Source organism: Ensifer sp. ENS03 (assembly GCF_014852035.1).
Classification (GTDB): domain Bacteria; phylum Pseudomonadota; class Alphaproteobacteria; order Rhizobiales; family Rhizobiaceae; genus Ensifer; species Ensifer adhaerens.
In genome coordinates this window covers 277,991-290,018 of record NZ_JACVAV010000002.1, presented here as the reverse complement: position 1 = coordinate 290,018, position 12,028 = coordinate 277,991, and the positions used below count along the sequence as shown (strand labels likewise).

The window sequence follows — 12,028 nt, the reverse complement described above, 5'->3', positions numbered from 1 at the left end:
CTCTGTAGAATGGCGACATGCCCACAAGACGTGTATATGCCGCCTGTCGATCTGAACATTTAAAGGAAGAACCATGCGCGCCCTGCAACTGCTCGATGACCGCAAGCTCGAAATCACCGACATTCCGGAACCGGAAGCACCGGGCCCCGGCGAGGTGACGCTGCGCGTCAAGGCGGTTGCGCTCAACCATATCGACGTCTGGGGCTGGCGCGGCATGGCATTCGCCAAGCGCAAGATGCCGCTCGTCATCGGCGCCGAGGCAGCAGGCGTCGTCGACAGCATCGGTCCCGGTGTTTCAAGCGTGCTTCCGGGCCAGCTCGTCTCGATCTACGGCGCGCGCACCTGCGGCCTCTGCCGTCCGTGCAAGGAAGGCCGCGACAACCTCTGCGAACATGTCGGCGGCGTACACGGCTTCCACCTCGACGGCTTCGCACAGGAGAAGATCAACCTGCCGGCGCGCCTGCTGGTACCGGCACCTCCGGGCGTCGACGCGGTCGCCGCAGCCCTTGCTCCGGTCACCTTCGGTACCGTCGAGCACATGCTGTTCGACAACGCCAAGCTTGAGCCCGGCGAAACCATCCTCGTGCATGCTGGCGGTTCCGGCATCGGCTCGGCGGCGATCCAGCTTGCCAAGAAGATCGGCTGCACCGTGATCACCACCGTCGGCTCCGACGACAAGATCGAGAAGGCCAAGGCGCTCGGCGCCGATCACGTCATCAACTACCGCACCGATCGCTTCGAAGGCGTGGTGCGCAAGCTCACCAAGAAGAAGGGCGTCGACGTCGTGTTCGAGCACGTCGGCAAGGACACCTGGGCGGGCTCGATGCTCTGCATGAAGCGCGGCGGCCGTCTCGTTACCTGCGGCTCCACCTCGGGCGTGTCCACCGACATGAACCTGATGATGCTGTTCCAGCAGCAGCTGAAGCTGCTCGGCTCCTTCGGCTGCCGCATGGAAAACATGGCCAACGCCATGCAGAAGATGGCGCGCGGCCTCGTACATCCGGTCATCGACACCGAAATCGGCCTGGACGAGATCGACCGCGCGCTGGAGCGCATGGAATCGCGCCAGATCTTCGGCAAGATCATCCTGAAGATGGATTGATCGACGTGCGCATGCTGATCACACGGCTGGTGCTGGCGGCGGATCGTTTCCGCCAGTGGCTGATTGCGCAGTTCGTGTTTCTGCTTCTGACGATCCTGAAGATGTTTCCCGCTGACGGCGCGATCAACTTCATGGATCGCGCCCTGCGGTTCATCGGCCCGAAGACCAGCCGTCAGAAGCTGACGCTGACGAACCTGCGCAATGCATTCCCGGAAAAGAGCGAAGCGGAGATCGAGCAGATCGCGCTCGAAAGTTGGGGCAACATGGGCCGCATGGCGGCCGAATACGTGTTCCTCGACCGTCTCTTCGATTTCGACCCGGAGCGCACGACGCCCGGGCGCATCGAAGTCTCGGGCATTCCCTTGTTCCTCGAGCTTCGCGACAATCCGCGCCCCTTCATCGTCTTTACCGCGCACAGTGGCAATTTCGAAATGCTGCCGGTCGCCGGCTCAGCCTTCGGGCTCGACGTGACGGTGCTGTTCCGGCCGCCGAACAACCCATACGTGGCCGAAAAGGTCTTCAACTTCCGCGCAGAACGCATGGGCAAGCTCGTGCCGTCGCATGCGGGCTCGTCCTTTGCGCTCGCCCGCCAGCTGGAGCGCGGCCAGGGCGTCGGGGTTCTCGTCGACCAGAAGTTCCGCAAGGGTCTAAAGACCAAGTTCTTCGGCCAGGACGTGCAGACCAACCCGCTGCTCGCCAAGCTCGTCCGCCAGTTCAACTGCGAGGTCTATCCGGCCCGCTGCATCCGCTTGCCGGGTGGCCGTTTCCGCCTGGAGATCGAACCGGCGATCGCCATCCCACGCAAGGCCGACGGCAGCGTCGACGTGACCGCTACGGCGCAGGTTCTGAACGACAAGGTGGAAAGCTGGGTGAGGGAATATCCCGGCCAATGGCTCTGGTATCACGACCGCTGGCACATCAAGCGCTACCTGAAAGACTGATTCTCCTTCGCCCGCGACCCCAGCCAGATTGCGTCTTGCGCTAGCAGGCTTGATCTTCCTGCAAGCCCGGCACCCCGTGTGCCGGGCTTTGCGTTTTGCCAAGTACGCGGGAGTATTGGCACCGATCTTCCCTCGAAAACGTGCGTAAACGTTAAGTTTTTCTTTCTGCTGTTGAACGCTATCGCAATGAGTGTAAACTTATGCCTGTCGCGTGAGAAAATGCCTGCAAGCGCTTTGGATGACCCGAGCAGTGCGGTTTTACGCGGAAGTGGTGGGGGAAACGTCAAGAACCAGATCAGTGTCCTGAGCATCTACGCCTGTTTTGTAAGTGCATCGAAGCGGTTTTGCCGTGGGGGAATTGGGGTTTCGAATTGAACGCACTGATTGAGCTGTTCTGGTTCAAATATTCGCAGCTGCAGTATGCCGTTCGTACGGCAGACGAGCATTTGATCAGCATTCTGGATCGCGAATTGGATCCGATCTTGAGATCCGTCTACGACGAGAAGGCGGTGAGCGTCGAAGATGCCCGGCTTCAGTTCCAGTTCCTGATCGACATTCTTCGCGTCGAAGCCGACGACATTTCCTGCGTGCTGCGCCATTCGCAGTTGCTGCAATCGCTGATCAATCGCTACTTTGCGGCGACCGGTGCGGAGAACCTCGCCGACCTGCAACTGGAGCGCCTGCCGGCGCAGCCGAACAAGGGCAGGGCGGACGAAGGATTGCTCAACGAGGCGATCCTCGACAGCTTCCCGGACCGGCTTGCGGTGATCACGCCCGACTACCGCTATCTTTACACCAATCCGCGCAATGCCGAGCATCTGGAAAGCCGCCCGATGGACCTGATCGGCCGGCATATCGTCGAGTTCATCGGCATCCAGCGGTTCGAGCTTCGGGTGAAATCCTATCTCGACCGGTGTTTCGCCGGCGAGGTGGTGGACTACACCTTCGCCAAGACGGTCGACGCGCGCACGGTCGTCGTGCGCTGCCGGCTGACGCCGTGCATGTCGAGCACCGGCAAGCTCATCGGCGCTATTCTAGTGATCCAGGAACATGCCGACCGCCGCCGCGCGATCGCGGCCTGAGGCGCCGGTTCCGGCGGTATCAATCGAAAATGCATGAGGGGATGCGCGGCCGGGTAACGGCCGCCTTGCATGTCCACCTGCCGCGAAGGCCGGTTCACCCGACCGGCGCGGTGATGCTGCGCAGACATTCCTGCTCGAAGCCGACGTGCCGCCTGAGGCTCGTGAAGAAGCCGCGCAGCATGTAGCCGGCGGTCTCGGCATTGACCGTCTGGTCGGCAGCGCCGAGGCGCTCCAGCATTTCGGTCAGCTCCTCGGCGAAGCACTCGTCCTCGCAATGTTCGTATTTCAGCCGCTCCAGCGTCGCGCCGAGCGTCGGATCGCCGCGGTAGGTGCGTTCGATCCAGGAGAAGACGAGGTTTTCTTCGCCCGAGTGCATCTCGCGGATCAGCGGCTCCAGCACCTTTGCGGCATAGAGGCATTTCTGCCGGTCGATTTCCGCAGGCAGGCTGTCGGCGATTTCCTCCAGGCAATTGCAGAGCGCAAGCTGCTCCTCGTGGGCGCGGGCAAGCCAGGCAAACGGCTCGGCCACGGACTCCCGCCGGGGGGCCGGGTCCAGCCGGCTGCGGATTCGTCCGTCTTCAAAAGTCTTTTTCATCGGCTTCAGACGCCAGCTCCCACGGCGCTCCCTATTGTTTGCCGAGGATGATCCAAACGAGGTGACAAAGCCTTGATCTGAATCAAGGCCGGGCTGCCCCGATTCTGACACTTTCGGGCAAGCTGCGGTGACACCCCTCGTTTCGGGGTGTTGTCGCGTGCGTTCGGATAAAGTTGGGGACCCAACCATGAAATACACATTCGAGATGATCCTGCTCGGGGTCGGTGCATTCCTGGCGCTTGTCGGCGCCGGGTTTGCCCAGGACCGGCACTTCGAAGCCCATATGTGGGTGCTGTTCTTCACGCTTCTTGCCGGCACCATCCTCCTGATGCGCCGCATCGAGTTCAGCCCGGCTTCCGCGGGCAGGGCGTCACCGCCGCCACCCCAGTCGGAGTATTTTGACGAGGTGGTCAAGTACGGCGTGATCGCCACCGTCTTTTGGGGCGTCGTCGGCTTTCTCGTCGGTGTCGTGGTTGCACTCCAGCTTGCCTTCCCGGACCTCAACATCGAGCCCTGGTTCAACTTCGGCCGCATGCGGCCGTTGCACACCTCGGCGGTGATCTTCGCCTTCGGCGGCAACGCGCTGATCGCAACGTCCTTCTACATCGTCCAGCGCACCAGCCGTGCCCGCCTTTTCGGCGGCAATCTCGGCTGGTTCGTGTTCTGGGGCTACCAGCTCTTCATCATCATGGCCGCCACCGGCTATCTGCTGGGCATCACCCAGTCGAAGGAATACGCGGAGCCGGAATGGTATGTGGACCTGTGGCTGACGATCGTCTGGGTCGCCTATCTCGCCGTCTTTCTCGGCACGCTGCTGACGCGCAAGGAGCCGCATATCTATGTGGCCAACTGGTTCTACCTCGCCTTCATCGTCACGATCGCGATGCTGCACATCGTCAACAACCTGGCGGTTCCGGTCTCCTTCCTCGGCTCCAAGAGCTACTCGGCCTTTGCCGGGGTGCAGGATGCGCTGACGCAATGGTGGTACGGGCATAATGCCGTCGGCTTCTTCCTGACGGCCGGCTTCCTCGGCATGATGTATTACTTCATCCCGAAGCAGGCCAATCGCCCTGTTTACTCCTACCGCCTGTCGATCATCCACTTCTGGTCGCTGATCTTCATGTACATCTGGGCAGGCCCGCACCACCTGCACTATACCGCGCTGCCCGACTGGGCGCAGACGCTCGGCATGGTGTTCTCGGTCATGCTCTGGATGCCGTCCTGGGGCGGCATGATCAACGGCCTGATGACGCTTTCGGGCGCCTGGGACAAGATCCGCACCGATCCGATCATCCGCATGATGGTCATGGCCGTGGCCTTCTACGGCATGGCGACCTTCGAAGGTCCGATGATGTCGATCAAGACGGTCAACTCGCTCAGCCACTACACCGACTGGACCATCGGCCACGTGCATTCCGGCGCGCTCGGCTGGAACGGCCTCATCACCTTCGGCGCGATCTACTATCTCGTTCCGAAGCTGTGGAACCGCGATCGCCTCTACAGCGTGCGCATGGTCAACTGGCACTTCTGGCTCGCCACCCTCGGCATCGTCGTCTACGCGGCGGTCATGTGGGTTGCCGGCATCCAGCAGGGGTTGATGTGGCGCGAGTACGACGACCAGGGCTTCCTCGTCTATTCCTTCGCGGAATCGGTCGCGGCCATGGTTCCCTACTACGTGCTGCGTGCCCTTGGCGGCGCACTCTTCCTCGCCGGAGCTCTGCTCATGGCCTTCAACGTAACCATGACCATCCTCGGCCGCGTGCGCGATGAAGCCCCGATCTTCGGTGCGACGCCCGCGCTCAAGGCTGCGGAATAGGAGGGCATAGAGAATGTCCATTCTCGACAAACACGCGACGCTCGAACGCAACGCGACCCTGCTGCTCGTCGGCTCGCTGCTCGTCGTCTCCGTCGGCGGCATCGTGGAAATCGCGCCGCTCTTCTACCTCGAAAACACCATCGAGAAGGTGGAGGGCATGCGTCCCTATTCGCCGCTGGAGCTTGCCGGCCGCGACATCTATGTGCGTGAAGGCTGCTATGTCTGTCACAGCCAGATGATCCGCCCGTTCCGCGACGAAGTGGAGCGCTACGGTCACTACTCGCTGGCGGCGGAATCCATGTACGACCATCCGTTCCAGTGGGGCTCCAAGCGCACTGGACCGGACCTGGCGCGCGTCGGCGACCGCTACTCCAACGAGTGGCACGTGCAGCACATGATCGAGCCGCGCTCGGTGGTGCCGGAATCGGTGATGCCGAGCTACGCCTTCCTCAAGGCGACGCCGCTCGATGTGAACAACATCGCCGCGAACCTCAAGGCCAACAAGGCGGTCGGCGTGCCCTACACGGACGAGATGATCGACAACGCGCTTGCCGACATCAAGGCGCAGGCAGATCCGAACGCAGACACGTCCGGCGTCGAGGGCCGCTATCCGAAGGCCAAGCTCGGCGACTTCGACGGCGATCCGCAGAAGCTGACGGAGATGGACGCGCTCATCGCTTATCTGCAGATGCTCGGCACGCTGGTCGACTTCTCCACCTATGACGACACCACCGGCTATCGCTAAGGAGACCGCACCATGGAAACCTATACGGCCATGCGCCAGTTCGCCGATAGCTGGGCGCTCCTTGCCATGACGCTCTTCTTCCTGGGCGTCGTCGCCTTCATCTTCCGGCCCGGCGCCAAGAAGGCCGCCGATGATGCCGCAGCCATCCCCCTGAAGGAGGATTAATAGAATGGCGGACAAACACGTCGACGAAATCAGCGGCGTCGAGACCACCGGCCACGAATGGGACGGTATCCGCGAGCTTAACAACCCGATGCCGCGCTGGTGGGTCTATACCTTCTACGCGACCATCGTCTGGGCGGTCGGCTACATGATCGTCTATCCCGCGGTGCCGCTTCTGACCGACGCCACCAAGGGCGTGCTCGGCTATTCGAGCCGCGCCGAGGTGAGTGCGGAGCTTGCCAGCGCCAAGGCGGCGCAGGCCGGCAACATCGAGAAGATCGCGTCGAGCTCGCTCGCCGACATCATGGCCGATCCGCAGCTGCAGCACTTCGCCGTTTCCGGCGGTGCCTCGGCCTTCAAGGTCAACTGCGCCCAGTGCCACGGCTCGGGTGCGGCCGGTTCTGCCGGCTTCCCGAACCTGAACGACGACGACTGGCTCTGGGGCGGCAAGCCCGAAGAGATCTACCAGACGATCGCCCACGGCATCCGCTATAACGGCGACGACGACACCCGTGTCTCGGAAATGCCGTCCTTCGCGGAAATCCTGCAGCCGGAAGAGATCAAGCAGACGGCGGCCTATGTCGTCAGCCTCACGGGCACGCCGTCGGATGCCTCCATGGTAGAGCCGGGCAAGGCGCTGTTTGAGGCAAACTGCGCCTCCTGCCACGGTGCCGACGCCAAGGGCAACCGTGAGTTCGGCGCGCCCAACCTTGCCGATGCGCTGTGGCTCAACGGCTCGAGCGAACAGGCGATCGTCGCCCAGATGAAGGGGCCCAAGCACGGCGTCATGCCCGCCTGGCTGCCGCGCCTCGGCGACACCACCGTCAAGCAGCTCGCCATCTTCGTGCATTCGCTGGGTGGCGGCGAATAAGAGGAACGAGGGGCTTGCGGACCTGCCACTCATCCGTAGGTGATGGTGGCGCCCCTCATTCGCCTGCCGGCACCTTCTCCCCGCCAGGCGGGGAGAAGGGCGCAAGCCGCGCTAGCCTCGCCAGGTCAAAAGTAAGGTTGGCGATGGAGCCGCCCATCACGTTCTTGAGTGGGCTACCGCTCAGACTTTTCAGGCTTGATGCCGGGCGGGTGCCCCAAGCGTTTCTCTCCCCGCCAGGCGGGGAGAGATGTTCGGCAGGACAGTGAGGGGAAGCGCTCATCCATCCAGTCGAGAAGGCCGCGCCAAATGGCGCGGCCTTTTTTATCTGGAGCGTTTCGTCATTGAGGGGAGATGTCAATGAATTGGCCGACGTGTCCTCTCAAGATCTCGCCTTTTCGCCGACACGCCTTCGCAACGAAACCACGGCCAGCGTCGCCATGATCGCGATGGCGACGGCGCAAACGGCGGCGGCTGCGTTGAAGCCGGTCATGAAGGCGGCCTGGGCTTGCTCCAGCATGCCCGCCGGTAGCTCGGTCGCGACGGATACGGCGCCGGCGAGGCTGTCCGACAGCCTGTCGCCGATCTCGCCGGGGATCAGCGTCTGGCCGGCCATTTCGATGCGGTAGACGGCGGTGGTCAGGCTGCCGAGCGTGGCGATGCCGACGGCAAGGCCGAGTTCCTGCACCACTTCGGAGAGGGCCGAGGCCGAACCGGCCTTTTCGGCGGGCGCTGCACTGACGACGAGATCGGTGCCAAGCGCGGCAATGGTTCCAAGGCCGAGATAGACGAGCGCAAATGCAGCGGTTACCAGCCCGACGCCGTATGGCGTATGGCCGAGCTGGGCGAGCAGGAGGTAGCCGACCACGGAGAGCGCCAGCGCCGCTGCGATCACGGGGCCGGGGCCGAAGCGCCTGGCGATGAGCGGTGCGGTGATGCCGGCCAAAAGCATGGCGAGCGCCGAGGGGCCCATTCTCAGGCCCGCCGACAGCGGAGAAAGCACGACGACGAGCTGCAGATACTGGGTGACGAGCAGCATCGTGCCGCCGACAGCCGTCAGGCCGATCAGGAGGATCAACAGCGCGGTGCGGAAGGCGCGGTCGGAGAAGAGCTCGAGGTCGATCAGCGGGCTTCGAAGCCGGCGTTGTCGCCGGATGAAGAGGAGCGTGGCGACGAGGCCGACGGTCAGGCCGAGCGTGGCGCCGAGCCCAAGGCCATCCTTGGCGATCTGCTTGATGCCGTAGACGATGGGCAGCAGCCCCGCCAGCGACAGCGCCACACTGGCCATGTCCAGGCGGTCCGATTGCGGGGCACGATATTCCGGCAGCAGAAACGGCGCGACGATGAGCAGCAGCCCGACGATCGGCAGTGCGACGAGGAAGGCAGCCCCCCACCAGTAACGTTCGAGCAGGATGCCGCCGACGATCGGCCCCGCGGCCATGCCGAGCGCGAACATGGTCGCCCAGACGCCGATCGCAAGCGCGCGCTGGTGCGGGTTCAGGAACATGTTGCTGATCAGCGCCAGGGTTGGCGGCATCAGCGTTGCGCCGGCAACGCCGAGTGCCGCGCGTGCAGTGATCAGCATGGTGGCGCTGGTGGAATAGGCCGAAAGCACCGAGGCGACTGCGAAGGCGGCCGCGCCCAGCATCAGGAGCTTGCGGCGACCGATGCGGTCGCCGAGCGTTCCCATCGTGATCAGAAAGCCGGCGATCATGAAGCCGTAGGCATCGACGATCCAGAGCGCCTGGGTGCTGGTGGGCTTCAGATCCGCCGCGAGCGCCGGAAAAGCGAGATGCAGCAGCGTCAGGTCGAGCCCGAGCAGGATGGTGGGGAGCGCGAGCAGGGCGAGCCCGGCCCATTCTCGCAGGCCCGCACGCGTTTCACCGGGATCGGCATGGTCGGTGAGGTGGGATGGTCGGTCGCTGAGAATTGTCAAAAGTGGCCTCCGTCTTCGCTTGGGCTGGTTGCGGAGACCACATCTTCAGGGCACAATCATCCTGTTACAATTTAAGTAGTTATCCTATTACTGAGAGCAATAGCGTGAACGAACGAAGTCTTGAGCGAAGCAAGAACGAGCTGTCGGAGTTTTTGACGAGACACAGGGCGAAGCTGACGCCGGCCGATGCCGGCCTTGCCTTCACCGGGCGGCGGCGCACCCCGGGCCTCAGGCGGGAGGAGGTGGCAGCGCTCGCCGGTGTCGGGCTCACCTGGTACACGTGGTTCGAGCAAGGGCGCGACATCAAGGTGTCGGAGGCGTTCCTGCTGAATGTGGCGCGAGCGCTGAAGCTCGACGACGCCGAATGCAGCCATCTGTTCCTGCTTGCCCACAAGCGGCCGCCACCGCCGGAGGCACATCATCGCGTCACCGTTTCGCCGCTGATCCAGACGTTGCTGGACGAGCTCACGGTCCGGCCGGCCCATGTGATCAACCTGCGCTGGGATGTCGTTGCCTGGAACGCTGCGGCAGACGCTTTGTTCGGCTTTAGCGCCCGGCAGCCGGAGCTTGGCAATATCCTGCAAATGGTGTTTGCCGATCCCGAGATACGGAGGCGCATGCCTGCCTGGCGCGAGGACGCGCCGAAGCTGCTTGCCCAGTTCCGATACGATTTTGCCGTGGCGCCGGATGATCCGTCGATGCTGGCCCTGGTCGAAAGCCTGAAGGACCTGTCGGCCGATTTCAGGCGCTGGTGGGCAGCGCCTGGCGTTGACGAGGTCCGTCGCGGGATCGGGTCTCTGATCGATGCCGGGAGCGAGCGCCTGCGTTTTCGCCACGAGACGTTGGTTGTGGACGAGCACCGGCATCTGCGGATGGTGGTTTACTTCGCCGAGCCGGCGCTTGCCTGATGGCGACGCCCGAAGCGGCAGGCGCCGGGCCTTTTTATTCGAGGGCTGCGGCGATGGTAGCGCCGACCACGACGCTCGATAGGGCCGTGCCGAGCAGCAGCGAGGTGTTGACCGGCTTTCTCACGACCGTGCCGAAGTTGAAAAGGTTCATCGGCAGGAGGTGAAAACCGCCGCTTTCCGGCTTGCTCGACGGCGCTTCCATGAAGCACTCGTCGTCGAACCAGATCCAGTCGTCGCGCCAGGTCCAGCAGCCGTGCTGGCGATAGATGTTTGCCACCTGCTCGGCGAAGCCCTTGTCGGCGGGCAGACGGATATAGTCTTGCGGCCTGCGGCTGAAATACTGCATGGCGAGCGGCATGGAGCGCTCGGTGCAATAGTTCGACATCCAGAGCTTGAAGCCGATCTCGTCGCGCAGCCGGTCCAGCACCCGGAAGACCTGCACGTGATCCTCATGGCCGTATTCGCCCCAGGGATTGTGGGTGAAGACGTTCATGTCGGGCTTCAGGAGCGGCAGCAGCGTGCGATAGAGCGTTTCGTAATTGTCCCGGTAAGCCTGGGCGATCGGCCGGGTGGAGTGGCGGAAGCTGCCGGGCATGATCTGCGACAGCGATTTCTTGACGATGCGCTTGGCTTCGCGGCGTGTGCCTTCGGTGCCGAACTCCATTCCGAAGGGACCGGGCTTCGGGTTCGTCCAGTCGGCGCAATCGAAGGAGCCGGTTTCTTCCATTTCCAGAAAGCGCACGTTGCCGCGGGGGTAGGCCTTGATCGCAGCGGCGCGTGCGTCGCCCATCTGCGGCTCCGACCAGATATCGCGGTAAAGGATGATCACCTCGTCGACTTTTCGGAGGATCGAGGTGAACCACAGCAACTCGTCATCGGGATGGGCGCCGATGATGACCGAGTTCTTCAGAAAATCATGCGTGTCGGCCATGCTCTTGCGCGCCCTCGTGTTCGTCGCGCGCAATTCTGACGTGTAGAGATTAAACCGGCGTAAAGCGGGAGCGCGTGTCCACAGGGAAGCGGTGCGGTCGTAGGGCCACCGCCCTCCTGGCCTGACCCTCCCGGCAATTTACTGCGCAGACCAGACCGCCAGCTCGTAACCATCCGGGTCGGCGAAATGAAAGCGCCTTCCGCCAGGGAAGGTGAAGATCGGCTTGACGATCCTGCCTCCGGCCTTTTCGACGCGGGCGAGCATATCCTCGAGCTTGTCGGCATAGAGGATGATCAGCGGTCCGCCGCTGCCGACGGGGCCGGTGGTGGTAAAGCCGCCGGTCAGTCGGCCGTCCTGGAATTCGCAATATTCCGGGCCGTAGTCGGTGAAGGTCCAGCCGAAGGCGCTGCCGTAGAAGGCCTTGGTGGCGGCGATGTCGGAGACATTGAACTCGACATAGTCGATGCGGCTGTCTTTGCCCTTGTTACCCATTTTTCTACCTGTCTTCTCCGGATTCCATGATCGATTTCAAGGTGGCGAGATCCTTCGCCACCCAGCCGGCATCGCCTGCAAATTGTTCTGCGCTCATGCCCGGCTGCCGCAGCAGCGTGAACATCACCTCCGCGCCGTCGCCGTTCGGCACGACGCGCAGCGCATTGTGGACCTCTGTGCCGTCTTCCAGCGTGACGAGATGATCGGTGACGCCGAAGGCGTTGTCAGGCGCAAAGCGCACGCGGGCATTACCGAGCGGACCCGGCGCCAGCCAGTGATCACTCTCGCGGGTCAAGCCCGACGACAGGCCGGACGCCCAGCGCGGCATGTTCTCGGGCTTTGCCATGAAGGCATAGACGTCGCGCCAGTCGCGGTCGATGGTGGTGTGAACGATCTTTGCTTCAAGTGTTGACATGCTTTGTTCTCCTGCATGACGGAGTAGCACGGGTC

At 63.1% G+C, this 12,028-nt stretch carries 13 protein-coding genes; 8 read left to right on the top strand and 5 right to left on the bottom strand.

The annotated features are described in order from the left end of the window. Window positions 1-73: 73 nt before the first annotated feature. From IB263_RS08025 to IB263_RS08015, 3 genes are all read left to right on the top strand, one after another. Complete coding sequence (locus IB263_RS08025) at window positions 74-1,102, top strand: zinc-binding dehydrogenase (RefSeq protein WP_034788322.1); 1,029 nt, start codon at window positions 74-76, stop codon at window positions 1,100-1,102. 11 nt (window positions 1,103-1,113) lie between these two features. After that, a complete protein-coding gene (locus IB263_RS08020; protein WP_034788563.1) occupies window positions 1,114-2,043 on the top strand; it encodes a lipid A biosynthesis lauroyl acyltransferase in 930 nt (309 codons plus the stop codon). 371 nt (window positions 2,044-2,414) lie between these two features. Then, window positions 2,415-3,125 carry a PAS domain-containing protein gene (locus IB263_RS08015; RefSeq protein ID WP_034788334.1) on the top strand — a complete coding sequence of 237 codons (711 nt, stop codon included), beginning with the start codon at window positions 2,415-2,417 and terminating at the stop codon, window positions 3,123-3,125. Window positions 3,126-3,219: 94 nt separating this feature from the next. Here IB263_RS08015 and IB263_RS08010 read toward each other — a convergent pair whose 3' ends face one another. After that, entirely contained in the window at window positions 3,220-3,654 is a 435-nt protein-coding gene (locus IB263_RS08010) for a hemerythrin domain-containing protein (protein ID WP_234852497.1), read from the bottom strand. Between the two features lie 253 nt (window positions 3,655-3,907). On the opposite strand from IB263_RS08010, the gene ccoN reads away from it, so the two are divergent. Genes ccoN through ccoP form a run of 4 tightly spaced genes read left to right on the top strand, consistent with a single transcriptional unit; the run spans window position 3,908 to window position 7,314 of the window. Beyond that, a complete protein-coding gene (gene ccoN / locus IB263_RS08005; RefSeq protein ID WP_060584907.1) occupies window positions 3,908-5,536 on the top strand; it encodes a cytochrome-c oxidase, cbb3-type subunit I in 1,629 nt (542 codons plus the stop codon). Window positions 5,537-5,549: 13 nt separating this feature from the next. Continuing rightward, complete coding sequence (gene ccoO / locus IB263_RS08000) at window positions 5,550-6,281, top strand: cytochrome-c oxidase, cbb3-type subunit II (protein WP_034788367.1); 732 nt, start codon at window positions 5,550-5,552, stop codon at window positions 6,279-6,281. A 12-nt stretch (window positions 6,282-6,293) separates the two neighbouring features. After that, window positions 6,294-6,446 carry a CcoQ/FixQ family Cbb3-type cytochrome c oxidase assembly chaperone gene (locus tag IB263_RS07995; protein ID WP_034788377.1) on the top strand — a complete coding sequence of 51 codons (153 nt, stop codon included), beginning with the start codon at window positions 6,294-6,296 and terminating at the stop codon, window positions 6,444-6,446. Between the two features lie 4 nt (window positions 6,447-6,450). Further along, complete coding sequence (ccoP, locus tag IB263_RS07990; RefSeq protein WP_192438200.1) at window positions 6,451-7,314, top strand: cytochrome-c oxidase, cbb3-type subunit III; 864 nt, start codon at window positions 6,451-6,453, stop codon at window positions 7,312-7,314. Between the two features lie 379 nt (window positions 7,315-7,693). On the opposite strand, the gene IB263_RS07985 is transcribed toward ccoP, so the two are convergent. Continuing rightward, window positions 7,694-9,247 (bottom strand): MFS transporter, encoded by a 1,554-nt coding sequence (locus IB263_RS07985; protein WP_192438198.1) that lies wholly within the window; start codon window positions 9,245-9,247, stop codon window positions 7,694-7,696. 104 nt (window positions 9,248-9,351) lie between these two features. Between IB263_RS07985 and IB263_RS07980 the strand changes: the two genes are divergently transcribed. Then, window positions 9,352-10,155: a helix-turn-helix transcriptional regulator gene (locus tag IB263_RS07980; RefSeq protein ID WP_060584910.1), complete on the top strand. Its 804-nt coding sequence runs from the start codon at window positions 9,352-9,354 to the stop codon at window positions 10,153-10,155. A gap of 34 nt (window positions 10,156-10,189) precedes the next feature. Here the strand turns inward: IB263_RS07980 and IB263_RS07975 are convergent, their stop codons facing one another. The 3 genes from IB263_RS07975 to IB263_RS07965 all read right to left on the bottom strand — a co-directional run bounded on the left by IB263_RS07975 (window position 10,190) and on the right by IB263_RS07965 (window position 11,993). Next, window positions 10,190-11,086 (bottom strand): hypothetical protein, encoded by an 897-nt coding sequence (locus IB263_RS07975; RefSeq protein ID WP_060520627.1) that lies wholly within the window; start codon window positions 11,084-11,086, stop codon window positions 10,190-10,192. A 138-nt stretch (window positions 11,087-11,224) separates the two neighbouring features. Further along, a complete protein-coding gene (locus IB263_RS07970) occupies window positions 11,225-11,578 on the bottom strand; it encodes a VOC family protein (RefSeq protein WP_192438196.1) in 354 nt (117 codons plus the stop codon). Between the two features lie 4 nt (window positions 11,579-11,582). Continuing rightward, on the bottom strand, window positions 11,583-11,993 hold the full coding sequence (locus IB263_RS07965) for an SRPBCC family protein (RefSeq protein WP_192438194.1): 411 nt from the start codon (window positions 11,991-11,993) through the stop codon (window positions 11,583-11,585). Window positions 11,994-12,028 lie beyond the last annotated feature (35 nt).

What these genes read in the sequence shown, in the direction of transcription:
- ccoP (WP_192438200.1), top strand. Translation starts at nt 6,451, where the DNA reads ATGGCGGACAAACACGTCGACGAAATCAGCGGCGTCGAGACCACCGGC.
- ccoN (WP_060584907.1), top strand. Translation starts at nt 3,908, where the DNA reads ATGAAATACACATTCGAGATGATCCTGCTCGGGGTCGGTGCATTCCTG.
- IB263_RS08020 (WP_034788563.1), top strand. Translation starts at nt 1,114, where the DNA reads ATGCTGATCACACGGCTGGTGCTGGCGGCGGATCGTTTCCGCCAGTGG.
- IB263_RS07995 (WP_034788377.1), top strand. Translation starts at nt 6,294, where the DNA reads ATGGAAACCTATACGGCCATGCGCCAGTTCGCCGATAGCTGGGCGCTC.
- IB263_RS07965 (WP_192438194.1), bottom strand. Translation starts at nt 11,993, where the DNA reads ATGTCAACACTTGAAGCAAAGATCGTTCACACCACCATCGACCGCGAC.
- IB263_RS08025 (WP_034788322.1), top strand. Translation starts at nt 74, where the DNA reads ATGCGCGCCCTGCAACTGCTCGATGACCGCAAGCTCGAAATCACCGAC.
- IB263_RS07970 (WP_192438196.1), bottom strand. Translation starts at nt 11,578, where the DNA reads ATGGGTAACAAGGGCAAAGACAGCCGCATCGACTATGTCGAGTTCAAT.
- ccoO (WP_034788367.1), top strand. Translation starts at nt 5,550, where the DNA reads ATGTCCATTCTCGACAAACACGCGACGCTCGAACGCAACGCGACCCTG.
- IB263_RS07975 (WP_060520627.1), bottom strand. Translation starts at nt 11,086, where the DNA reads ATGGCCGACACGCATGATTTTCTGAAGAACTCGGTCATCATCGGCGCC.